Annotated in this window: 21 protein-coding genes; 11 read left to right on the top strand and 10 right to left on the bottom strand. The window is 75.7% G+C overall.

The annotated features are described in order from the left end of the window. Positions 1–3: 3 nt before the first annotated feature. Both phnH and phnG read right to left on the bottom strand, forming a co-directional pair. Positions 4–603, bottom strand: coding sequence for a phosphonate C-P lyase system protein PhnH (gene phnH / locus P2H44_RS05710; RefSeq protein WP_275762488.1), 600 nt, complete (start codon positions 601–603; stop codon positions 4–6). Beyond that, positions 603–1,094, bottom strand: a complete 492-nt coding sequence (phnG, locus tag P2H44_RS05705; protein WP_275762487.1) for a phosphonate C-P lyase system protein PhnG — start codon at positions 1,092–1,094, stop codon at positions 603–605. The genes phnH and phnG overlap by 1 nt, the downstream gene beginning before the upstream one ends. A gap of 104 nt (positions 1,095–1,198) precedes the next feature. Here phnG and phnF point away from each other — a divergent pair, with 104 nt between their 5' ends. Next, on the top strand, positions 1,199–2,002 hold the full coding sequence (gene phnF, locus P2H44_RS05700; RefSeq protein ID WP_275762486.1) for a phosphonate metabolism transcriptional regulator PhnF: 804 nt from the start codon (positions 1,199–1,201) through the stop codon (positions 2,000–2,002). Between the two features lie 250 nt (positions 2,003–2,252). Here phnF and P2H44_RS05695 read toward each other — a convergent pair whose 3' ends face one another. After that, positions 2,253–2,729, bottom strand: a complete 477-nt coding sequence (locus tag P2H44_RS05695) for a GNAT family N-acetyltransferase (RefSeq protein ID WP_275762484.1) — start codon at positions 2,727–2,729, stop codon at positions 2,253–2,255. Positions 2,730–3,190: 461 nt separating this feature from the next. Between P2H44_RS05695 and P2H44_RS05690 the strand changes: the two genes are divergently transcribed. After that, entirely contained in the window at positions 3,191–4,150 is a 960-nt protein-coding gene (locus tag P2H44_RS05690) for a precorrin-2 dehydrogenase/sirohydrochlorin ferrochelatase family protein (RefSeq protein WP_275762483.1), read from the top strand. A gap of 117 nt (positions 4,151–4,267) precedes the next feature. Here the strand turns inward: P2H44_RS05690 and P2H44_RS05685 are convergent, their stop codons facing one another. Next, on the bottom strand, positions 4,268–4,744 hold the full coding sequence (locus tag P2H44_RS05685; protein ID WP_275762481.1) for a DUF302 domain-containing protein: 477 nt from the start codon (positions 4,742–4,744) through the stop codon (positions 4,268–4,270). A gap of 109 nt (positions 4,745–4,853) precedes the next feature. Beyond that, entirely contained in the window at positions 4,854–6,125 is a 1,272-nt protein-coding gene (locus P2H44_RS05680) for a YeeE/YedE family protein (protein WP_275762480.1), read from the bottom strand. Between the two features lie 234 nt (positions 6,126–6,359). On the opposite strand from P2H44_RS05680, the gene P2H44_RS05675 reads away from it, so the two are divergent. From P2H44_RS05675 to P2H44_RS05660, 4 genes are all read left to right on the top strand, one after another. Beyond that, positions 6,360–7,736 carry a tetratricopeptide repeat protein gene (locus P2H44_RS05675; RefSeq protein WP_275762479.1) on the top strand — a complete coding sequence of 459 codons (1,377 nt, stop codon included), beginning with the start codon at positions 6,360–6,362 and terminating at the stop codon, positions 7,734–7,736. 23 nt (positions 7,737–7,759) lie between these two features. After that, positions 7,760–9,382, top strand: coding sequence for an OpgC family protein (locus P2H44_RS05670; RefSeq protein ID WP_275762478.1), 1,623 nt, complete (start codon positions 7,760–7,762; stop codon positions 9,380–9,382). A gap of 154 nt (positions 9,383–9,536) precedes the next feature. Continuing rightward, positions 9,537–10,235, top strand: a complete 699-nt coding sequence (locus P2H44_RS05665; RefSeq protein ID WP_275762477.1) for a RibD family protein — start codon at positions 9,537–9,539, stop codon at positions 10,233–10,235. Continuing rightward, a complete protein-coding gene (locus P2H44_RS05660; RefSeq protein ID WP_275762476.1) occupies positions 10,235–10,840 on the top strand; it encodes a cytochrome b in 606 nt (201 codons plus the stop codon). The genes P2H44_RS05665 and P2H44_RS05660 overlap by 1 nt, the downstream gene beginning before the upstream one ends. A gap of 148 nt (positions 10,841–10,988) precedes the next feature. On the opposite strand, the gene P2H44_RS05655 is transcribed toward P2H44_RS05660, so the two are convergent. The 5 genes from P2H44_RS05655 to P2H44_RS05635 all read right to left on the bottom strand — a co-directional run bounded on the left by P2H44_RS05655 (position 10,989) and on the right by P2H44_RS05635 (position 14,593). Next, positions 10,989–11,750, bottom strand: coding sequence for a methyltransferase domain-containing protein (locus P2H44_RS05655; RefSeq protein WP_275762475.1), 762 nt, complete (start codon positions 11,748–11,750; stop codon positions 10,989–10,991). Further along, complete coding sequence (locus P2H44_RS05650; protein ID WP_275762474.1) at positions 11,747–12,820, bottom strand: glycosyltransferase; 1,074 nt, start codon at positions 12,818–12,820, stop codon at positions 11,747–11,749. Before P2H44_RS05650 ends, P2H44_RS05655 begins: the two co-directional genes overlap by 4 nt. Then, entirely contained in the window at positions 12,817–13,209 is a 393-nt protein-coding gene (locus tag P2H44_RS05645; protein ID WP_275762473.1) for a 6-pyruvoyl trahydropterin synthase family protein, read from the bottom strand. The genes P2H44_RS05650 and P2H44_RS05645 overlap by 4 nt, the downstream gene beginning before the upstream one ends. A 128-nt stretch (positions 13,210–13,337) precedes the next feature. Further along, positions 13,338–13,514: a hypothetical protein gene (locus tag P2H44_RS05640; RefSeq protein WP_275762472.1), complete on the bottom strand. Its 177-nt coding sequence runs from the start codon at positions 13,512–13,514 to the stop codon at positions 13,338–13,340. 53 nt (positions 13,515–13,567) lie between these two features. Continuing rightward, positions 13,568–14,593: a zinc-dependent alcohol dehydrogenase gene (locus P2H44_RS05635; protein WP_275762471.1), complete on the bottom strand. Its 1,026-nt coding sequence runs from the start codon at positions 14,591–14,593 to the stop codon at positions 13,568–13,570. Between the two features lie 74 nt (positions 14,594–14,667). Here P2H44_RS05635 and mdoH point away from each other — a divergent pair, with 74 nt between their 5' ends. The 5 genes from mdoH to P2H44_RS05610 all read left to right on the top strand — a co-directional run bounded on the left by mdoH (position 14,668) and on the right by P2H44_RS05610 (position 20,967). After that, the gene (gene mdoH, locus P2H44_RS05630) at positions 14,668–16,479 is read left to right on the top strand and encodes a glucans biosynthesis glucosyltransferase MdoH (RefSeq protein WP_275762470.1); all 1,812 of its coding nucleotides are present in this window, start codon (positions 14,668–14,670) and stop codon (positions 16,477–16,479) included. Between the two features lie 198 nt (positions 16,480–16,677). Continuing rightward, positions 16,678–17,676 carry an N-acetyltransferase DgcN gene (dgcN, locus tag P2H44_RS05625; protein ID WP_275762469.1) on the top strand — a complete coding sequence of 333 codons (999 nt, stop codon included), beginning with the start codon at positions 16,678–16,680 and terminating at the stop codon, positions 17,674–17,676. A 4-nt stretch (positions 17,677–17,680) separates the two neighbouring features. Further along, positions 17,681–18,658, top strand: a complete 978-nt coding sequence (gene dgcA / locus P2H44_RS05620) for an N-acetyl-D-Glu racemase DgcA (RefSeq protein WP_275762468.1) — start codon at positions 17,681–17,683, stop codon at positions 18,656–18,658. Between the two features lie 122 nt (positions 18,659–18,780). Further along, complete coding sequence (locus P2H44_RS05615) at positions 18,781–19,635, top strand: D-amino-acid transaminase (RefSeq protein ID WP_275762467.1); 855 nt, start codon at positions 18,781–18,783, stop codon at positions 19,633–19,635. A 273-nt stretch (positions 19,636–19,908) separates the two neighbouring features. Beyond that, on the top strand, positions 19,909–20,967 hold the full coding sequence (locus P2H44_RS05610) for an endonuclease/exonuclease/phosphatase family protein (protein WP_275762466.1): 1,059 nt from the start codon (positions 19,909–19,911) through the stop codon (positions 20,965–20,967). Positions 20,968–21,034: the final 67 nt, after the last annotated feature.

The following is a 21,034-nucleotide window of genomic DNA, read 5'->3' as shown; positions in this document are numbered from 1 at the left end:
CGCTCAGACCTCCCGCAGACGGGTGGAGCGGGGCAGGGCGGCCAGGCGCCCTCCCGCCGCGAGGAACAGGTCGCGCCCCTGGGGGAAGAGCGCTGCGTTGGGCGCGGCCAGCGCCAGCACGTCGGCGCGCGCGGATCCGAGCGCGAGCCGCGCCTCCCCCCGCACGCCGGGGCCGGTCAGCGCCAGGGCCTCGCCCTCGAACCCCTCGATCAGCGCCACCAGCGTGGCCGATCGGTCGGGATATTCCGGCGTCCCGATCGCGAAGCGGTCGCGCTCCGCGCGCAGCGCGGCCGGCGAGGCGAAGGCGAAGGCCGCGGCCTCGGGGGACGCGTCGAGCGGGGCGTTGCAGTGGAAGCGCAGCCAGTCCTCGACAGGCCCGCCGCGCAGTTCGGGCGCGAGCCAGACCGGCGTCTCGGCGTCGACCAGCGCCAGCGCCAGCGCGCCGGCGGCGGGGGGCAGCGGCGCGGGCGGGCGGGCGCCCGCCATCTCCTGCACCGTGCCCGGGCGCGACAGGGCGTCGAGCGCGGCGCGGAAGGCGCGGGCGGCCTCGGCGGGGGCGTCGGCGAAGGCGCCCTCCAGGGCCTGGGCGGCGAGCGGGGCCATCAGTCCTCTCCTCTCACCAGCGTGAAGAACTCGACCTTGGTGGCCGCGGCGCGGGCCGCGCGGGCCGTGGCGCGGGCCTCGGCCTCTTCGCGCAGGGGCTCGAGGATCGCGGCCTCGACCCGCGCCGCCGCGCCCGTCTGCATCAGCGCATCCGCCAGCGCCGCCACGGTCGCCTTGCGCTTGTCGCGCCCCTGCACCCAGGCATGGCCGACCTCGCCCGAGGCCAGCCGCAGCGAGCCGCGGGTGACGGTCATCTCGCCCAGGTTGAAGGGCGCGCCCACCGCGCCCGCCCGGCCGCGCAGCATCACCGCGCCGCATTCCGGCCGGCGCAGCCATTCGTGCCCCGCCGTCTCGTCCGCGAGGCCCGAGCCCTCCCACAACGCCGCCAGCCGCGCGGCGGGCGCCTTGGCGAGCAGGCTCATCCAGCCCTTGCGGGCGGCGTCAGGATCGGGGGCGGGATCGGGAGGGGAGGTCTGGGGGACTGATTGCATTTCTGTCTAGCCAACTCGACAACTGCACAAGTATGGTATGGCCGACTCGGAGCGCGAACGCAACGCGCGTTTGGTGACATCTGGATGACGGGCGGAGGGAGAGGATGCCGCAGACGCCGCATCGACGGCCGCAGGACGCGGCGGAGCAGGGCGGCGCGGGGGCGCTCGCCGACGGGGCCGGCCCCCTGTGGGCGCGCATCCGCGACGCCCTCGCCGACGAGATCCGCGAGGGCCGCTGGGCGACGGGGGAGCGTCTGCCCTCCGAGACCGCGCTCGCCGCCCGCTTCGGGGTGAACCGCCACACCCTGCGCCGGGCGACCGCGGCGCTGGCCGAGGCGGGCCTCGTTCACGTCCGCCGCGGGGCGGGGGCGACGGTGACCCATGCGACGACGGACTACCCGATCTCGCGCCGCACCCGCTTCTCCGAGAACCTGCGCAACGCCGGCCGGCGGCCCGAGCGGCGCATCCTCGCCCTCGACGTCCAGGCCGCCTCCCGCCCCGAGGCCGAGGCGCTGGAGATCGAGCGCGGCGCGCCCGTGCATGTCTACGAGGGGATGACGCTCGCCGACGGCGTGCCCATGGCCTACGCCCGCACGGTGTTTCCCGCCGCGCCCTTCCCGGAGCTGCCCCGGGCGCTGGCGGACAGCGGCTCGATCACCGCCGCGCTGGCCGCCTGCGGGGTCGCGGACTACACCCGCCGCTGGACCCGGCTGACCGCCTGCCGCCCCGGCGTGCTGATCGCGCGCCACCTGATGATCCCCGAGACCACGCCCCTGCTGCGGGCCGAGAGCCTGAGCGTGGATTCGACCGGCCGCCCGGTGGAATACGGCCTCACCTGGTTCTGCACCGACCGCATGCCCCTGCTGATCGCCGAGCCCGGCGCCGCCCCCGAGCAGAGCCCCGCCTGAGCCCGCCGCCTCCCCGGGCGCCGCGTCGACCCGCGCGCCCCTGTCGGCCGTCCCACCCGCGGCGCCTCGCGGCCGTCGCGCTTGGGGGACGGGCCGCGGGCGGCGGGCCGGGGAGCCTCCGCCGCCGGTGTGCGCCGGCGGCCGCCCCCGGGCCCCCGGGCCCCCGGCGTCCCGGGCGACCGGCCCGCCTTGCGCCGCGGGCGCGCGGCTGGGCCGGGCGCGCGGGGCGACGCGGCGCCCCCCCTCCGGGTCAGGCCAGACGCTTCTCCATGAAGACGCTCGAGCCGTTCTCCTCGTAGTCCCCGAAAGGCCCGCGGCGGGCGTAGCCGGCGCGTTCGTAGGCGCGGATCGCCTCGGGGCTCGCCTCGCCGGTCTCGAGCCGCATCAGGGGCAGGCCGCGGGCGCGGGCCTCGGCCTCCAGCGCCTCGAGGATCGCGCCCGCCAGCCGTCGGCCCCGGAAGTCCTTGCGGGTGAACATCCGCTTCAGCTCGCCATAGCCCGCGAGCGGCGCGAAGCCCCCGCAGGCCGCGGGCACGCCGTCCACCCGCGCCACCACGAAATGCACCTGCGCGTCGATCAGCTGCCGGGGCGAGAAGGCGAAGCGCACCTCGGGCGGGTAGATCGAGGCGAGCTCCTCCTCGCTCCCCGCGATCAGCTCCAGCGCCTCGGGCGAGTCGACGGGGACGAGGCGGACGTCGACGGCGGGCGAGGGTTCGGCGAGGGTCATGGCGGCTCCGGAACGGCGCTGGGACGGGGAGACCCCATCAGCCCCGCCCGCCCCGCGCCGGTCAAGAGAGAGGGCGGCGCGGCGAGTTGACAGCTGTCAACTCCGGGGCGAGCCGGCATCCTCGCCCCTCGCCCCTCGCCCCTCGCCCCTCGCCCCTCGCCCCTCGCCCCTCGCCCCTCGCCCCTCGCCCCTCGCCCCTCGCCCCTCGCCCCTCGCCCCTCGCCCCTCGCCCCTCGCCCCTCCTCCGTGGCGCCCGGACTTCGGCGCCGCGCGGCCCGCGGCAGGGGGCTCGGCCGGGCGGGAGGCGCTGGCGTTCGGGGCGCTTCGGGCGCGCGGGGGGTTGCCTCCGGCGTCGGGCGCGCCATTGTCGCGCCGCGGGAGGGTCCCTTCGCCTGCGCAGGGGCCCCCGCCTCGGCCGCCCGCCTTTCGTCCGCCCCCGCCAGCCGCCCCGAGAGATCCCGATGCGCTATTTCCCCCTGTTCCTCGACCTGCGCGGCCGGCGCGTGCTGATCCGCGGCGGCGGCGAGACGGCGGCCCAGAAGGCGCGCCTGTTCCTGCGCACCGAGGCGGAGGTGACGGTGATGTGGCCGGAGCTGAACGAGGAGCTCGCGGGCCTCGTCGCCCAGGGCCGGCTGCGCCACCTGGCCGTGCGCGACGACCGCGCGGCGCTGGCGGGCGCCTATCTCGCCATCGGGGCGAGCGACGTGGACCCCGACGGCGACGCCGAGCTGGCGCGCAAGGTGCGCCGCTGGGGGCGGGTGGTGAACATCGTCGACCGGCCGGACCTGTGCACCGCGATCACGCCCGCCATCGTCGACCGCGACCCGCTGGTGGTGGCCATCGGGACCGAGGGCGTGGCGCCGGTGCTGGCCCAGCGGGTGAAGACGCTGGCCGAGAGCTTCCTGTCGTCGTCCACCGGCCCGTTCCTCGCCGGCCTCGCCCAGCTGCGCCCGCGGATGATGGCGAGGGAGCTGGAGCCGAGCCCGCGGGCCTTCTGGAACTGGATCATGGACGTCCCCCGCCTGCGGGCGGAGGCGGGCGACGTCGAGGGGGCGCTGGACGAGGTGCGCGCGGCCATCGAGGCTGGCCGCGCCCCCGTCTCCGTCGCCGCCCGGCTGAGCCTGCTGGAGCTGCCGCCCGAGGTCGACCTGATGCCGCTGCGCGCCGTGCGCCGGATGCAGGAGGCGGACCTGGTGGCCCACCCGCTCGACGCCCCCGCCGCGGCGCTGGAGCTGGCGCGCCGGGACGCGGAGCGATCCGCCGCCGATCCGCTGGACCTCGGGGCCGTGGGCGAGGCGCTGGCCGACGGGGGCCGCGTGGCGGCGCTGGCCCGGGCGGGGGAGATGGCGGCGGCGGAAGCGGCGCTCTCGGCGCTGGGCACGCCGGTGGAGGTGATCCGGTCGGGCGGGGCCGGGGGCTGAGGCCGCCCGGCGATGCGGCGCGTTAACCTTGGTTGACGAAACCTTGCCGGTTCGTCCGGCGGCGCGCCGGGGGCCCGGCGCGGCCGCGACCGAGGGGCTCGGGCGCGGAGGGCGCTGTCAGCGGGCGGCCTCGGCGGCGATGGTCTCGAAGACCGGGTCGAGCTCGGCGCCGATCTCGGCGATGGCGGGGCCGCAGGTCTCGGCGTAGGCGGCGAAGAGCGCCGAGGGGAGCTTCCAGGAGAGGGTGGCGGCGCCGTCCGGGCGCTCGGTCACGTAGAAGCGGATCGGGGCCTCGATCATCGCGGGCACGCAGGCGCGCACCGCCCGCACCGCGTAGTCGTTGCGGAACACGCCCAGCACCCGGTTGCCGGGGATGGTCTCGCCCCGGGCGGCGGCGGCCTCGGTGGGGCCGGCTTCGGTCACCAGGCCCATCTTCGCGGAGGCGATGGCCTCGCGGAGGCGGGGGAGGAGGTCGGCGTAGGGGATCGCCGTCTCGATCACCCGCCAGCCCTCGCGCGGCTCGACCCGGTCGGGAGAGGCGAGGGCGGGGGCGGCGAGGGCCGCGAGCAGGGCGGCGAGGGGCAGGGGGCGCATGGGCGGGCTCCTTGGCGTGGGACGGGACGGGGGCGGCGGACGGGTCGGGCGGGAGGCGGCGGGCTTGCGCGGCTGTCTTCGGAGGCGGCGCGCGGATTGCGCGCCCGGCCTAGGCGCGGATCGGCGCGGAGGCGGGCGGGTCCATGCCCAGCCGCGCCCGCAGACGGCCCCCGAGCAGGGAGCCGGGCACGGCGAAGGCCAGCCACCACAGCCCGTGCAGCGAGCCCGAGACGAGGCCGCCGAGATAGGCGCCGATGTTGCAGCCGTAGGCGAGGCGGGCGCCGTAGCCCATGGCGAGGCCGCCGATCACGGCCGTGGCGGCGTCCTTCGCCGAGATCCGGCGCAGCGGCGCGAAGGCGCCCGCCAGCCCCGCCGCCGCGCCCGCGCCCAGCACGATCCCGAGGTTCATCACCGAGGTGACGTCGGCCAGCACGGGGGCGGCGAGCTGGGCGGCGCGCCAGCCGCTCCAGTACCCGCCGGGCCAGGCGGCGGGCTCGGCCCCCAGCGCCGCGGCGGCCTTGGCGCCCCACAGCGCGAAGCCCGCGGTGATCCCCCAGGGCCGCCCCAGCGCCAGCAGGCAGGCGACCGAGACGGCGGCGAGCGCCAGCGCCCCGGCGAGCGGGGTCCAGGCGCCGCGCCAGCCGAAGCGGGGCCGGGCGAGGGGGGCGAGGGCGCCGTGGGCCCGCCGCTCGATCCGCGCGGACAGGATCCAGGCGGCGGCGAGGAGGGCGGCGAGGGCGGCCATCGCCAGCGGCGCGCCGAGGGCGGAGAGGACCGAGAAGCCGGCGTCGGTGCGGGGCAGGGCGCTCCATGCCTCCCAATGGGCGGTGGCGAGGACGGAGCCCGCGACGAAGGCCGCGAGCGTCAGCATCATGCGCGGCGAGCCGCCCCCCGCCACGTAGAGCGTGCCCGAGGCGCAGCCGCCGCCGAGCTGCATCCCCAGCCCGAAGAGGAAGGCGCCGAAGGCGGAGGCGAGGCCCATGGGCAGGATCACGCCCCGCGCCTCGATCCCCAGCGAGGGCCCCCAGGCGAGCAGCGGCCAGGCGAAGAGGCAGGCGACGCCGATCAGCACGATCTGGGCGCGCACGCCGGCGGAGCGGCCCTCGCGCGCCAGGCGGCGCCAGGCGGAGGCGAAGCCGAAGGCGGCCTTGTAGAGGGCGATCCCCGCCGCCGCCCCCAGCAGCGCAGCCCACGCCCCCGGCGCCCCGGCCTGCGCCCGCGCGCCGAGCAGGAGCGCCGCGAGCAGCAGGGCGGCGGCCGCGACCACGCCCCATTGCGGGGGGCGCGCGGGGGCGGCCTCGGCGGACGCCGGCGCGGCGGGGGGCGATCCGGCGGCGGGCTGAAGGGGCGTCGAGCGGGGCGTGGGGTGGGCGCGATCCATGGCGGCGGGGGCTCCGGTCAGGGGGCGTCGGCGGCGCCTGGACCCTGCGGGAAGCCTGACGCGGGGGCGGGGCGCGCGCCATGGGGGCGCCGCTCGCGCCGTCTCACCTTTGGGTGAAATCGCGAAACGAAGGCTCCGCGCCCCACGGACAACACATAAGCATGGAAAAGGGGCCGCTCGGACGGATCGGACGGCCCGCCCCTTTTCCCGGCGCCGCCGGGCCTGGAGACGACCATGCAGCATGACGCCGCCGGCCTTCCCCTCTCGCTCGACGACGCCGAGGCCGCGCGCCTGTGGGACGGCGTGGTCGCCGCCTTCCTCGCGCATTCCGCCGCCACCCCCGCCCTGCTGGCCGAGGCGCTGGCCCGCGCGCCGGGCTTCGCGCTGGGCCACGCGGCGCAGGGCCTGTTCCTGTCGCTGCTGGGGCGGCGGGAGCTGGACCCCGCCATCGACGCGGCGCTGGCCGCCGCCCGGAGCGCCGAGGCGCAGGGCGGCGCGGACGCGCGGGAGCGGGGCTTCGTGGACGCGCTGGGCGAGATGCGCGCAGGGCGCATGTTCGCGGCCGCGGCGCGGCTGGAGGGGATCGTGGCGACGCATCCGGGCGACGCGCTGGCCGCCAAGCTGGCGCAGGCGATCCGCTTCATGCTGGGGGACGCGGCGGGGATGCGGGCGCTGGCGGACCGGATGGTGCAGCCGCACGCGGGCTTCGGCGGGGATCACCCCCACCGCGGCTACGTGCTGGGCCAGCGGGCCTTCGCGCTGGAGGAGACGGGCGACTACGCCGAGGCCGAGGGCGAGGGGCGCGCGGGGCTTGAGCTCGCCCCCGACGACGCCTGGGGGCTGCATGCGGTGGCCCACGTGATGGACATGACCGGCCGGGCCGAGGCGGGCGTGCGCTGGCTGGCGGGCAAGTCGCGCCACTGGGCGCATTGCAACAACTTCGGCGGCCACGTGTGGTGGCACCTGGCGCTGTTCCACCTCGACCGGGGGAACCTCGGCGCGGCGCTGGCGCTCTACGACCGGCGGGTGCGGCCGCAGCCGACGGACGACTATCGCGACATCGCCAACGCCGCCTCGCTGCTGCTGCGCCTGGAGCTGGAGGGCGGGGACGTGGGCGAGCGGTGGGAGGAGCTGGGCGCGCTCTGCGCCGCGCGGACCGAGGACGGCTGCGTGGTCTTCGCGGACCTGCACTACCTGCTGGCGCTGAACCGCACCGGGCGGGAGGACGAGGCCGCGGCCCTGACCGCGCGGATCGCGCGCGACGCCCAGGGGCTCGACCACGACCAGCACGAGGTCTGCGCGGTGGCGGGGCTGCCGGCGGCGCGGGGGCTGAACGCCTTCCGCGCCGGGCGCTGGGGCGAGGCGCACCGGGCGCTGTCGCTGGCGCTGCCGCAGCTCGCGCGCATCGGGGGCAGCCACGCCCAGCGCGACCTGTTCGAGCGGATGACCATCGACGCCGCCCTGCGCGCGGGCGACGTGCGCGCGGCCGAGGCCGCGCTCGCCCGTCGTTGCGCGCGCCGCGGGGCCGAGGACGGCTACGCCGCCCGCCGCCGCGCCGCCATCGCCGAGCGTGCGGGCGCCCTGCGCGCCGCCGCCTTCGCCGCCGGATGAGCGGCCCACCTGTCGGAGACCGCATGACCGCCGCGCCTTCTTCCTCGCCCGCCGCCGCGCGCCCCTCGGCCTTCCCGGCCGTGGGTCATGCGCCCGCGAAGAAGCCCCGCGACATGCGGCTGGACTTCTTCCGGGGGCTGGCGATGTTCATCATCCTGCTGGCGCACACGCCGCTCGACCCCTGGACGCTGTGGATCCCGGCGCGGTTCGGCTTCTCGGACGCGACCGAGATCTTCGTGTTCTGCTCGGGCATGGCCTCGTCGCTCGCCTTCGGGGCGGCCTATCGCGACCACGGCTGGCCGATGGGCACGGCGCGGATCGGGTTCCGGATCTGGCAGGTCTACTGGGCCCACGTGGGGCTGCTGCTGGTGGTGGCGCTGCTGCTGTGGACGATCGACGCGAACGGCTGGGGCGAGGCGGGGATGCGCTACATCGCCCGCGTGCCCATCGTGCCGCTGTTCGAGGACACGGGGCCCGCGCTGGCGGGGCTGTTCACGCTGACCTGGGTGCCGAACTATTTCGACATCCTGCCGATGTACCTGGTGATCCTCGCCCTCGTGCCCGCGGTGATGGCCGCGCATCGCGCGGGCGGGACCCCGGCCGCCGTGGCGCTGGTCGCGGGGTTGTGGCTGGCGACCCAGTTCGGGCTGACGAACCTGCCCTCGCGCCCCTGGGCGCCCGAGATCCCGTGGTTCTTCAACCCGTTCGGCTGGGCGCTGGTTTTCTTCTCGGGTTTCTTCCTGGGGATGAGCTGGATTCCGGTCCCGCCCCGCTCGCGCCTGCTGACCTGGCTGGCGCTGGGGGTGGTGCTGCTCTCGGTCCCCTTCGCCTGGTTCCGCATCCACGACGGGCTGTGGCTGCCGCAGGGCTGGTGGCTGCACGACTGGATCTGGGCCGCGCGCGAGGCGACCGAGCCCCTGTGGCGCAAGACCGAGATGGGCCTGTTCCGCTGGCTGCATTTCATCTCGCTCGCCTACCTCGCCTGGATGGCGGTGGGCCCGCGGGGTCACCGGCTGGTCGAGCCGCTGCGCCTGCCGGGGCGCCCGGGCGGCCGCTGGATCGCGCTCGCGGCCGTCGTGCTGGTCGCGACCTTCCCCTGGGCCTGGGCGGCGGACATCCAGGCGCTGGCGCCGGGCCTCGACGCCTGGCTGATGGAGCTGCTCGGTCCGCGGGCCGAGGCGGCGCTGGGCACCGACCTGTTCATCCCGGGCGAGCGGCTGGGCATGACCTCCTTCGCGGCGTTCCTCGCGCTGATCGTGCTGGGCTGGGCGGCGCTGGGGCGGCGGGGGCGGGCCTTCGTCGCGACCACGGGCTGGGAGCGCTTCGTGCCGGTGGTGCGCAAGGTGGGCACGCAGTCGCTGGCGGTGTTCCTGGTCTCGATGGTGCTGGCGCAGGCGATCGGCGCGGCGCTGGACGTGACCGGGCGCGACGGCTGGACGGTGGGCGTCGCCAACGCCTGCGGCTTCGGCGTGCTGATCCTGACGGCCTACGTGGCGGGCTTCTTCAAGTCCCAGCCCTGGCGGCGGCCGGCCCCGGCGCGGACGGGCGCGAGCCCCGCCGAGCGCGGCGTCTCGGCGGCATCGAGCGAGCGCGGCGCGGCCGCGTCTCCCAACGAGCGCGGCGCAGCCGCGACTCCGGCGGAATGAGCGTCATGGCGCCGCTCGAATCCCGCCCCGCGTGCGCTACCATGATCCGGGACGTCGTTTCCGTCGTAAACGATTGCGTCCAGTCCAACGCCGCCCGACGCCGCCGCGCGCCGTTCCCCCGGCCCGCGGCCGCCGCAAGCCAGACGAGCGACCCATGACCTACGCCCCCAACGAGGCCTTCCTGCCCCTGACGCCCGAGAGCGGGGACGGCCGCGCCATCGTGGTCGCCCAGCTGGGCCAGACGCTCGACGGGCGCATCGCCACGGTCACCGGCGCCTCGAAATACATCAACGGCGAGATGGCGCTGGATCACCTCCACCGCCTGCGCGCGCATGTGGACGCGGTGGTGGTGGGGGTGGGCACCGTCGCCGCCGACGACCCCCGCCTGACCGTGCGCCGCTGCGACGGGCGGCATCCGGCGCGGGTGGTGGTCGACCCCTCGGGCCGGCTGCCGCGCAGCTGGGGGGGCCTGAGCGACGGCGAGGCCCCGGTGCTGGTGATCGCGCGCGAGGGGGTGGAAGTTCCCCCCGGCGTCGAGGCGGTGCGGCTGCCCTGCGGCGAGGACGGCTTCGCCCCCGCCGACATCGTCGAGGCGTTGCGCGTGCGCGGCCTGCGGCGCATCCTGATCGAGGGCGGCGCCGACACGCTGGCGCGCTTCCTCGACGCCGGCGCGGTGGACCTGCTGCACGTGCTGGTGGCGCCGATGATCCTGGGCTCCGGCAAGGAGGGGTTCCGCTTGAACCCGATCGAAAGCCTCGACCAGGCGCTGCGGCCGGAGACGAAGGTGCATGTCTTCGGCGACGGCGACGTGCTGTTCACCTGCGACCTGCGCCGCAGCTGGAGCCGGGGGTGATGGCCGCGCCCGCCGCCTCGCCGGTCTCGGCCCCCGTCTATCCGCTGGTGCAGCGGGTCCTGCACTGGCTGGTGGCGCTGTGCCTGCTGGCGCTGCTGCCGCTGGGCTTCTACATCGAGGGCTACGAGAAGGAGGCGGTCGACGCCGCCAACGCCGCGCTGGGCCCGGGCGGGTTCGACCTGCTCTATGCGCTGCACAAGTCCTTCGGGCTGACGGTGCTGGGGCTGATGGTCCTGCGGTTGGTGGCGCGCGCCGCGATGGGAGAGCCCGCGTATGTCCGCCCCCTGCCGCCGCTGCTGCGCCTCGCCTCGCGCACGGTGCACGTGCTGCTCTACGTCCTGCTGATCGCGACGCCGGTGGTGGGCTGGATCGGGGTCAGCGCCTATCCCGCGCCGGCGGATTTCTGGTTCGTCGCCGACCTGGCGCTGCCGGTGGGCGAGAACCGGGCGCTGTCGGAGTTCCTGCTGCAGGACGTGCATGCGCCGCTGGCGATCCTGCTGGCGATCCTCGCCGCCGCCCATGTCCTCGCCGCGCTGAAGCATCGCGTCATCGACCGCGACGAGGTGATGGGGCGGATGATCGGGCGCGGCTCCGCCGGCTCCTGAGGTCGGGCGCCGCTCCGTGCGCGCCTGGATCCGGGCGCGGAGGGGATCGCTGCGCTCCGGCGCCCCGGGCTTGACCCGGGGCCTCTTCCGCCGCCGCGGTCCACGCGGCCGCGGATCGCGCGAGGCCGCGGGGCGGGCGAGCCCGCCCTCAGTTCTCCGGCGGCAGGGCCAGCAGGTCCAGGTGGCCGATCTCCACCTGGCGGGCGGCGCGCCTCGCCGCGCGCCATTCGGCGAGCTGGCGGCCGGCGAGGGCGCCGGTCTCGGCCACCGCCTCGGCCGAGCCGTCGGCGAGGGCGCGGATCAGCGGGCCGTCGCCCGGGCCCAGCCGCCAGGCGCTGTCGGCCACCCGCACCCGCCATCCCCGCGCCGCCAGAAGCGCCGCCAGCGCCGCCCCCGCGTTCGACCCCAGCGCCGGGCCGAAGCCCTTGTCGCCGGTCTGGTGGCGGCGGAAGGCGGCCAGCGCCTGCGCCTCGTGCGGGGGGGCGGGGGACCAGCTCTCGCGCCCGTCGTAGCTGAGCGCGGCGTAGACGGCGACCTCGGGCGAGAGGGCGGCCGCGAAGCGGCGCAGCCAGGCGTCGGAGACCAGGTCGAAGAGGGCGGAGGCGGCGACCACCTGCGCGCCCTCCACCGCCGCCTCGGGCCCCGCGGCGAGGTCGAGCGCGCGGGTCGCGGCGCCGGTGCGCGCGGCGGCCTCGGCCAGCAGGGCGGGGTCGTTGTCGACCAGCGTCCAGCGCAGCGAGGGAACCAGCGGCGCCAGCGCGCGCACGGTCGAGCCGGTGCCGCAGCCGAGGTCGGTCGCGGCGAGGGGGCGGCCGGCGGTCCACTCGGCGAGCGCGGCGATCAGGCCGCGGTCGCGGGCGGCGGCGTCGGCGGGCTCGCGCAGGGCGAGCCAGCTCGAGGCGAAGCTCATGCGCGGTCTCCGGAAGGCAGGGCGGCGAGGACGCGGGCGACGGTGCGCGCCGCATCCTCCCAGCGGGGCGCGCGGGCGGCGCGGGCGAGGGAGGCCTCGGCCAGCCGGTCGCGGGCGGCGGGATCGTCGAGAAGCGCCGCGATCGCCTCGGCCCAGGCGGCGGGATCGCCGGGGGGCAGCAGGCGCGCGGCGCCGTCGGCGGCCTCGGGGATGGCGCCCGCGTCGGCGGCGAGCACGGGCAGGCCGCGGGCCATCGCCTCGACCACCACCATCCCGTAGCCCTCGTGGCGGGAGGGGAGGCAGAAGACGTCGGCCTCGGCGTAGAGCGCGTCGATCTGGGCGCGGCGCAGGGCGCCGGGAAGGGCCACGCGGTCGTCGATCCCCTCGTCGACCAGCAGGCGGTCGAGGCGGGCGGCGGCCTCGGGGTCGCGGCTCGCGTCGCCCGCGATCACGCAGCGCCAGGGCCGGTCCTTCAGGAGCGCCAGCGCCGCGACCAGCGTCGGCCAGTCCTTGCGCGCGCTGAGCGTGCCCACCCCCAGCAGCAGAGGCGGCGCGCCCCGGCGCGGGGCGGGGGCGGCGGGCGTCAGGCCCGGCAGGGCCACGTGGATGCGCCCGGGATCGACCGAGAGCGCCTGCGCCAGCGTGCGCGCGGTCTCGTGGGAGGTGACGACGACCGCGGCGGCGGCGCGCAGCACCCGGCCCTCGGTCTCCAGCAGCGCGGCGGCGCGGGCGGGGAGGAGGCCCGTCTCGTGCCCCAGCGGGTGGTGGCAGAGGACGGCGAGGCGCGCGGCGAGCCCCTCGGGCCAGCGGTCGGGGTCGAGCACGCCGATGGCGAGCCCGTCGGCCAGGATCGGCCCGCGGGAGGTGGCGAGCGCCGCGGCCAGCGTCGCGCGCGCCGCCGCGGCCTCGTCGAGCGTGGGATCGGGGAAGCCGCCGGGCATGGGCAGGTGCATCAGCTCGAGGCCGGCCGCGGGGGCGGCCTCGATCAGGCGGCGGTCGTATTCGTAGCCGCCGGTGGGGGCGCCGAGGTCGCCGGGGATGGCGAAGCCGGCGCGCAGGGGCTGGGTCACGGGGCCCCCTCGTACCACGCGCGGGCGACGTGGCTTTCGTTGAGGGTGACGCGGATCCGCTCGATCCCGTCCGAGCCCACGCCCAGCTCCCCGGCCTTGGCCGCGGCCGAGAGCCGGTCGTGGATGTGCCTCGCCAGCCACTCGGTCGTGGTCAGCTCGCCGGGGAAGGTCTCGTCCAGATTGGCGTAGTTGAGGGGCTTGAGGACGGCCTTCAGCACCTCGTGCGCCGCGCCGATGTCGACCACGATGCGCTCGGGCCCCAGCTCGGTGCGGAAGAAGGCGACGTCCACGACGTAGGTCGCGCCGTGCAGGCCCTGCGCGGGGCCGAAGACCTCCCCGGGCAGGGAGTGGGCCAGCATCACGTGGTCTCGGACCTCGACGGCGTACATGGGGGCCTCCCGGCTGGTGGCGTGGGTCTGGGCGCGCAGCATCGCCGGGCGAGCGCGCAGGTCAAGGCGCGCGTGGTCACGATGGAGCGGGCCGGCGGAGCGGGCCGGCGGCGTGGGCCGGCCGGCGGTCAGCTCTTGTCGGTGAAGACGTTCACCAGCGTCGTGCCCACGATCCAGATCGAGACGGCCGCGAACAGCGCGAACGTCGCGGGGTAGAGCGTGCCCAGCAGCCCGCCCAGCAGCACCGCCACGCCCAGCGCGCCGACGAGGCCGTGAAGCTCCTTGCGCTTGGTGCGCAGCGACATGGGCGCCTCCCTCCCTCGGACTGCCCTCGGGAGAACATAGGGGCTCGGGGCGCTCAGGGATAGCGGATCAGCGTGGCGACGCCCTCGGCGCCCGGGGCGAGCAGCTCGGGCAGGCGCTGGGGAAGGTCCTCGAACGGGACCTCGACCGAGAGCAGGGCGTCGACCGCGGGATCCTCGGCGAGCAGGCGCAGGGCGGTCGCCATGCGGCGCGCATGGTCCCAGCGCGGGGCGCGGGCGGGGGGCAGGCGGCCCACCTGGCTGGAGACGATCGAGAGGCGGCGGGAGTGGAAGGCGCCCCCCAGCGGCGCCGGGACGTCGCCCGCGCCATGCCAGCTCGCCTCCACCACGCGGCCCTCGTCGCCGAGCAGGTCGAGCGCCCAGGCGAGGCCCGCGGCGGAGGCGGAGGTGTGGATCGCCACGTCGCAGGCGCCGCCGTCGGCGTCACGGAACGGGGCCCGCGCCTCACCGGGCGATGACGCGAACTTGACGCCCAGGGCCTCCGCCGCCGCTTGGCGGGAGGGGATCCTGTCGCACAGGATGACCTCGGCCCCCGGCAGGCGCGCGCAGAGGCGCGCGGCCAGGCAGCCCACGACGCCGGCCCCGATCACCGCCACGCGGTCGCCCGGGCCCACGCCGGCGTCCCACACGATGTTGAGCGCCGTCTCCATGTTGGCGGCGAGCGCGGCGCGCGCGGGCGGCAGGCCCGCGGGCAGGGGCGAGAGCGCCGAGAGGGGGAGGCGGAAGCGGGCCTGGTGGGGATGCAGCGCGAAGACCTTGCGGCCGATCCAGTCGGGGGGGCCGTCCTCGACGGTGGCCACGGCGCAGTAGCCGTACTTGACCGGGAAGGGGAAGGCGCCCTCCTGGAAGGGGGCGCGCATGCGGGCGTGCTCGGTCTCGGGCACGCGGCCCTCGAACACCAGCCGTTCGGTGCCGCGGGAGAGGGCCGAGACCTCCATGCGCAGCAGCGCCTCGCCCTCGCCCAGGGGGGCGGGGCGGATCTCGGCCCGGCCCGGGGCGGTGTAGACCAGCGCGGGCGCGGTCGAATTCGTCGCCGCCTCGTGATCGGAATTCAGCTTCACGTTCGCATGTTTCCAGCTACGTCTGCGGTGGATGCGAGAAGACGCGCCTCGCGTCCTGCATGCAAGGGACAAGCATGACCGACACCGTCGCCGACCTGCCGCCGAGGAGCGGCGATCTCGAGACCACGCCCGCGGGGCTGCAGCGCGCGGCGGTGCTGACGCGGCGCCGGGCGCTGGTGACCGCGCTGAACCTCGCCTCGCTGGCCGCGGTGATCTGGGGGGCGACGCAGGTCTTCGGCGCGGGCGGCTGGAGCGCGACGGACCTGGTGATCCTGGCCTGCATCGCGCTGGGCGCGCCGTGGACGCTGATGGGGGCGTGGAACGCGGTCATCGGGCTGTGGCTGCTGCACGGGGTTCGGGACGGGATGGCGCGCGCGGCGCCGCATCTCGACGTGGACCAGGGCCAGCCGATCCGCCTGCGCACCGCCGTCGCGATGACCCTGCGCAACGAGCCCCCCGACCGGGCGCTGGCGCGGCTGGCGGAGATCCGCCGCTCGCTCGACGCGACGGGGGAGGGGCATGCCTACGACCTCTTCGTCCTCTCCGACACCACCGACCCCGCGATCGCCGAGGCGGAGGAGGCCGCGATGCGCCGCTGGCGGCCGCGGCTGGGGGGCGCGGTCTATCGGCGTCGCGCGCGCAACGACGGCTGGAAGGCGGGCAACATCCGCGACTTCCTGCGGCGCTGGGGCAAGGACTACGACCTGTTCCTGCCGCTCGACTCCGACAGCCTGATGGCGGGCGAGGCGATCCTGCGCATGACCCGGATCATGCAGAGCCACCCGCGGCTGGGCATCCTGCAGAGCCTGGTGGTGGGCACGCCGTCGGACTCGGCCTTCGCGCGGATCTTCCAGTTCGGGATGCGCCACGGGATGCGCAGCTTCACCATCGGCGCGGCCTGGTGGCATGGCGACTGCGGGCCGTTCTGGGGGCACAACGCGCTGGTGCGGGTGGCGCCGTTCCGGGCGAAATGCGGGCTGCCGAGGCTGCCGGGGCGCCCGCCGCTGGGCGGCTGGATCCTGAGCCACGACCAGGTCGAGGCGGCGCTGATGCGGCGCGCGGGCTACGAGGTGCGGGTGATCCCGATCGAGGGGCCGAGCTGGGAGGACAACCCGCCCACGCTGCTGGACTTCACCCGGCGCGACCTGCGCTGGTGCCAGGGCAACATGCAGTACCTGCGCCTGCTGGCCCTGCCGGGCCTGCGGCCGATGAGCCGCTTCCAGGTCTTCGCGGCGATCATGATGTATTTCGGCGCGCCGGCCTGGATGCTGATGACGCTCGCCGCCGCGGCCAAGATCGTGCTGGGGGAGGCGAACGACGTGAACCTGGCCTTCGGGCTGGCGATGTTCCTGGTGATGTTCGCGATGTCGCTGGTCCCCAAGGTGGCCGGCTGGATCGACGTGGCGCTGACGCCGGGGGGCCTGCGCGCCTACGGGGGCGCGGGGCGCTTCGCGGCGGGGGCGCTGGTGGAGACCGTGTTCTCGATCCTGCTCGCGCCCGTGGCGGCGCTGCGGGTGACGATCTTCCTGATCGGCCTCGCGATGGGGCGCACGGTGACCTGGAACGGCCAGTCGCGCGACGCCCATGCGCTGAGCCTGGGCGACGCGCTGCGCGGGCTGTGGCCGCAGACGCTGTTCGGCGCGGGGCTGACCGCGCTGATCGCGCTCAGCGTGCCGGGGGCGCTGCCCTGGGCGGCGCCGGTGCTGGCGGGGCTGACGCTGGCGATCCCCTTCGCGCTGCTCACGGCCTCGCCCGCCGTGGGGCGGGCGATGGCGCGCGCGGGGCTGTGCGCCGTGCCCGAGGAGGCGAGTCGGCCCGATACGCTCCGCGCGCTGAGCGATGCGGGCCCGCCCGAGCCGGCGCGGGAGGCGGTGGCCGCCGCCTGATCTTGCTGCGATGCGGCGACGGATTGCACGGGGCGCCCCGCGCGCCCCGCATCCGCGCACGTTCCTTGCTCGAAAACGCGGTTGCGCGGGAGGGTCGTGCGAACTTTCGTGGGTGCGCGAACGAATGTTGACGGCAAGCCCCGCGAAATGATCGGATATCGCCAACTTCCCGCAGCTTGCCCGACCATGGAGTGGCCGATGATCGAGCTTCCCTACCTGCTGTTTCTCGGCGATGCGCCCGACCCGCTGGCCGCCAAGGTGGCCCAGGGCATCAAGGACTGGAACCCCGACGCCGCCGTCGGCCAGTACCGGCTTCCCGGCTGCAAGGCCGACATGAAGCTGCCCGAGATGTCGATCGACGAGGCGGTCGAGGCCGGCGTCAAGACGCTGGTGATCGGCGTCGCCAACCGCGGCGGCATCATCTCCGAGTCCTGGAAGGTGGTCCTGAAGGAAGCGCTGGAGAAGGGGCTCGACCTCGCCTCCGGCCTGCACAACCTGCTGCGCGACGAGCCGGAGCTGGTGGCGGTGGCCAAGGCCAACGGCCGCACCCTGCACGACGTGCGCATCCCGACCGTCAAGTACCCCATCGCCTCGGGCGTGAAGCGCACCGGCAAGCGCTGCCTCGCGGTCGGCACCGACTGCTCGGTCGGCAAGATGTACACCGCGCTCGCCATGGGCAAGGAGATGGAAGCGCGGGGGATCAAGTCCTCGTTCCGCGCCACCGGCCAGACCGGCATCCTGATCACCGGGGGCGGCGTGCCGCTCGACGCCGTGATCGCGGACTTCATGGCCGGCTCGATCGAGTACCTGACGCCCGACAACGACGCCGACCACTGGGACCTGATCGAGGGCCAGGGCTCGCTGTTCCACGCCTCCTACTCGGGCGTGACGCTGGCGCTGATCCACGGCGGCCAGCCGGACGCGCTGGTGGTGTGCCATGAGCCGACCCGCCCGCACATGCGCGGCCTGCCGGACTACAAGGTGCCCTCCATAGGCGCGGTGGCGGACCTGGCGCTGACCATGGCGCAGATGGTCAACCCCGACTGCAAGGTGATCGGCATCTCGGTCAACACCTCGGGCATGCCCGAGGCCGAGGCGCTGGCCTACCTCAAGGAGCTGGAGGCGGAGTACAAGATGCCCGCCGTCGACCCGTTCCGCACCGGCGTGGGCGCCCTCGTCGACGCCCTGATGGCCTGAGCCCATGGCCGGACCGATCCTGACGGCCCGCCGCGAGGTCTTCCGCCTGCGGGAGGTCTTCACCATCTCGCGCGGGTCGCGCACCGAGCAGGCGGTGGTGACCGTCGAGGTCGCGGCCGGCGCCTTCAAGGGATGGGGGGAGTGCACCCCCTATCCCCGCTACGACGAGACGCCCGAGGGCGTGATCGCGGAGATCGAGGCCCTGGAGACCCAGGGCCTCACCCGCGCCACGCTGCGCGAGCGGATGCACGCGGGCGCGGCGCGCAACGCCGTCGACTGCGCGCTGTGGGACCTGGAGGCGAAGGCCGCGGGCATCGAGGCCTGGCGCCTGGCGGGGCTGGAGAAGCCCGGCCCCTGCGTGACCGCCTACACCCTGTCGCTCGCCGAGCCCGAGCAGATGCGCATGAAGGCCGCCGAGAACGCCTTCCGCCCGCTTCTCAAGATCAAGCTGGGCGGCGAGGGCGACATGGCGCGGCTCGAGGCCGTTCGCGCCGGCGCGCCGAAGTCGAAGATCATCGTCGATGCGAACGAGGGCTGGACGGCGGCGGAATACGCCGAGCTCGCCCCCGCCCTGCAGCGCCTGGGCGTCGCGATGGTCGAGCAGCCGCTGCCGGCCGGCAAGGACGACCCGCTGGGCGACGTGGAGCGGCTGGTGCCGGTCTGCGCCGACGAGAGCTGCCACGATCTGGCGACGCTGCCCGGGCTGAAGGGCAAGTACGACATGATCAACATCAAGCTCGACAAGACCGGCGGCCTGACCGAGGCGCTGGCGCTGCGCGACGCGGCCCGGGCCGAGGGCTACCAGGTCATGGTGGGCTGCATGATGGGCTCGTCGCTGGCCATGGCGCCGGCGGTGCTGTGCGCGCAGGGGGCGGAGGTCGTGGACCTCGACGGTCCGCTGCTGCTGGCCGAGGACCGCGACCCGCCGCTGTTCTACGACGAGGCGGGGGTGCACCCGTCGACCCCGGCCCTGTGGGGCTGAGCCTTCCGCCCTCGGCCCCGCGGGGCTGAGGGTTTCGCCCGGGTACGGGCCTGAACGAAATCCGCCCATGGATGGGCGCCGGCATCCACGTCCCCCTCCCGGACGTTCAAGGAGTCTTCGCGATGTCCCGCATCGTCTACGTCAACGGCGAGTACCTCCCCGAGGAGGAGGCCACCGTCTCGATCTTCGACCGCGGCTTCCTGATGGCGGACGCCGTCTACGAGGTCTGCTCGATCCTGGACGGCAAGATCCTGGAGTTCGAGGGCCACGTCGCGCGCCTGCACCGCTCGCTGAACGAGCTGCAGATGCCGGCGCCCTGCACCGACGAGGAGCTGCTGGAGATCCACCGCCAGCTGGTCGCGAAGAACGACCTGAAGGAGGGCGGCGTCTACCTGCAGGTGACGCGCGGCGCGGCGGATCGCGATTTCGCCTGGTCGAAGGACCTGAAGCCGACGATCGTGCTGTTCACCCAGGCCAAGTCGATCGAGCACTCGCCGATTGGCAAGACCGGCATCAAGGTCATCGCCATGGACGACCTGCGCTGGGGCCGTCGCGACATCAAGACGGTGCAGCTGCTGTACCCATCGCTGTGCAAGATGGAGGCGAAGGCGCGCGGCAAGGACGACGCCTGGCTGGTCGAGGACGGGTTCGTGACCGAGGGCACCTCGAACAACGCCTGGATCGTGACCAGGGACGGGACCATCGTCACGCGCGACCTGTCGACGGACATCCTGCACGGGATCACCCGCGCCTCGGTGATGAAATACGCCAAGGAAGCGCAGATGAAGGTGGAGGAGCGCCCCTTCACCATCGAGGAGGCGCAGACCGCCGCCGAGGCCTTCTTCACCTCCGCCTCCGCCTTCGTGACGCCGGTGGTGGAGATCGAGGGCGTGGCGCTGGGCGACGGGACCCCCGGTCCGGTTGCGAAGCGCCTGCGCGAGATCTACCTGGCCGAGAGCCGCGCCCGCGCCATCTGAACGCACGCGCGCCCCACGGGGCCTGGACGAGAACGGGCGCCCCCGGAGACGGGGGCGCCCGTCGGCGTTTCGGAGGGGGCGCCGCGTCGGGCGTCGCGCGCGGGGGAGGCCCTGCGCCCGCGGCGCGGGGCGGGCGTGGCGCCTGTGGGGACGGGCGCGGGCGGCGGGCGTCGCGCGTTGAGGCGGGACGGATCGCGGCGGCGGGGTGGACATCGGCGGCGCGACCGACAGGTCTAGGGCCGACCCCGACCCGATGCAGCGAAGGGAGCCCGCATGCGCCTGCTTCTCCGGATCCTCCTGGTCCTCGCGACCGGGGGGCTCGTCGTCCTCACGTTCCTCTCCGTGCTCGAGACCAACCTGTGGTGGGTGCGGATGACCGATTTCCCGCGCCTGCAATATGCGCTGGCCCTGGTCGCGCTGCTGGTCGCGCTGGCGCTGGCGCGGCCGGCGGGGCGGGGGCTGCGGCTGGGGCTCGCGGCGCTGGCGCTGGCGGCCCTGGGCTTCAACGCGACGCGGATCGCGCCCTATTTCTACACCGCCGAGGGCGACGCGCAGGCGAGTTGCCCGGCCGAGAGCCGCCTGCGGGTGATGGTCGCCAACGTCAAGCGGGAGAACCGGCGCGCCGAGCCGCTGCTGGCGCTGGTGGAGGCGCGGGCCCCCGACGTGCTGCTGGCGCTGGAGACGAACGCGTGGTGGGACGAGCGGCTCTCGCCCCTGTCCTCGACCATGCCCCACGCCGTCTCGGAGATCAGCGCCGACCACTTCGGGATGCACCTGTTCTCGACCCGGCCGCTGGAGGGGGCGGAGGCCGTGTTCCCGGTGGCGCAGGACACGCCGGCGATCCTCGCGACGGTGCGGCTGCCCTCGGGCGAGGGGGTGCGCTTCATCGGGCTGCACCCGCGCCCGCCGCATCCCGGCCAGTCGGCGACGGGGCGGGACGGGGAGCTGATGTGGGCGGCGATGCAAGCGCGCGGCTCGCAGGCGCCCGCGGTGCTGGCGGGCGATTTCAACGCGGTGCCGTGGGAGCGGACGGTGGAGCGCGCCCAGCGCATCGGCGCGCTGCTCGACCCGCGGGAGGTGGCGGGGTTCCTGCCGACCTACGACGCGAAGTCGTGGTGGATGTCCTGGCCGCTGGACCAGGTGCTGCACCAGGAGGGGCTGCGCCTGGCGGGGATGCGGGTGCTGGAGGGCTTCGGCTCGGACCACTATCCGGTGGAGGCGGACCTGTGCCTGGAACCCGCCGGACGCCCGGCGCCGGTGCTGCGCGAGGACGACCTCGCGGAGGCGGAGCGCTCGATGGAGGCCGCCCGCGCCGAGCCCGGGAAGGGCTGAGAGGCGCGGGCGACGGGGCCCGGTCCGCCGCGCGGGACGCGGCGAGAAATCGGTTCGCCGCGCCGGA

The organism is Albimonas marina, from assembly GCF_029223255.1.
GTDB lineage: Bacteria > Pseudomonadota > Alphaproteobacteria > Rhodobacterales > Rhodobacteraceae > Albimonas.
This window is presented reverse-complemented; position numbering and strand designations above follow the sequence as displayed.

What these genes read in the sequence shown, in the direction of transcription:
- dgcA (WP_275762468.1), top strand. Translation starts at nt 17,681, where the DNA reads ATGGCCGGACCGATCCTGACGGCCCGCCGCGAGGTCTTCCGCCTGCGG.
- phnH (WP_275762488.1), bottom strand. Translation starts at nt 603, where the DNA reads ATGGCCCCGCTCGCCGCCCAGGCCCTGGAGGGCGCCTTCGCCGACGCC.
- P2H44_RS05615 (WP_275762467.1), top strand. Translation starts at nt 18,781, where the DNA reads ATGTCCCGCATCGTCTACGTCAACGGCGAGTACCTCCCCGAGGAGGAG.
- P2H44_RS05690 (WP_275762483.1), top strand. Translation starts at nt 3,191, where the DNA reads ATGCGCTATTTCCCCCTGTTCCTCGACCTGCGCGGCCGGCGCGTGCTG.
- P2H44_RS05685 (WP_275762481.1), bottom strand. Translation starts at nt 4,744, where the DNA reads ATGCGCCCCCTGCCCCTCGCCGCCCTGCTCGCGGCCCTCGCCGCCCCC.
- P2H44_RS05655 (WP_275762475.1), bottom strand. Translation starts at nt 11,750, where the DNA reads ATGAGCTTCGCCTCGAGCTGGCTCGCCCTGCGCGAGCCCGCCGACGCC.
- P2H44_RS05640 (WP_275762472.1), bottom strand. Translation starts at nt 13,514, where the DNA reads ATGTCGCTGCGCACCAAGCGCAAGGAGCTTCACGGCCTCGTCGGCGCG.
- P2H44_RS05660 (WP_275762476.1), top strand. Translation starts at nt 10,235, where the DNA reads ATGGCCGCGCCCGCCGCCTCGCCGGTCTCGGCCCCCGTCTATCCGCTG.
- mdoH (WP_275762470.1), top strand. Translation starts at nt 14,668, where the DNA reads ATGACCGACACCGTCGCCGACCTGCCGCCGAGGAGCGGCGATCTCGAG.
- phnF (WP_275762486.1), top strand. Translation starts at nt 1,199, where the DNA reads ATGCCGCAGACGCCGCATCGACGGCCGCAGGACGCGGCGGAGCAGGGC.
- P2H44_RS05670 (WP_275762478.1), top strand. Translation starts at nt 7,760, where the DNA reads ATGACCGCCGCGCCTTCTTCCTCGCCCGCCGCCGCGCGCCCCTCGGCC.
- dgcN (WP_275762469.1), top strand. Translation starts at nt 16,678, where the DNA reads ATGATCGAGCTTCCCTACCTGCTGTTTCTCGGCGATGCGCCCGACCCG.
- P2H44_RS05680 (WP_275762480.1), bottom strand. Translation starts at nt 6,125, where the DNA reads ATGGATCGCGCCCACCCCACGCCCCGCTCGACGCCCCTTCAGCCCGCC.
- phnG (WP_275762487.1), bottom strand. Translation starts at nt 1,094, where the DNA reads ATGCAATCAGTCCCCCAGACCTCCCCTCCCGATCCCGCCCCCGATCCT.
- P2H44_RS05665 (WP_275762477.1), top strand. Translation starts at nt 9,537, where the DNA reads ATGACCTACGCCCCCAACGAGGCCTTCCTGCCCCTGACGCCCGAGAGC.
- P2H44_RS05695 (WP_275762484.1), bottom strand. Translation starts at nt 2,729, where the DNA reads ATGACCCTCGCCGAACCCTCGCCCGCCGTCGACGTCCGCCTCGTCCCC.
- P2H44_RS05675 (WP_275762479.1), top strand. Translation starts at nt 6,360, where the DNA reads ATGCAGCATGACGCCGCCGGCCTTCCCCTCTCGCTCGACGACGCCGAG.
- P2H44_RS05610 (WP_275762466.1), top strand. Translation starts at nt 19,909, where the DNA reads ATGCGCCTGCTTCTCCGGATCCTCCTGGTCCTCGCGACCGGGGGGCTC.
- P2H44_RS05645 (WP_275762473.1), bottom strand. Translation starts at nt 13,209, where the DNA reads ATGTACGCCGTCGAGGTCCGAGACCACGTGATGCTGGCCCACTCCCTG.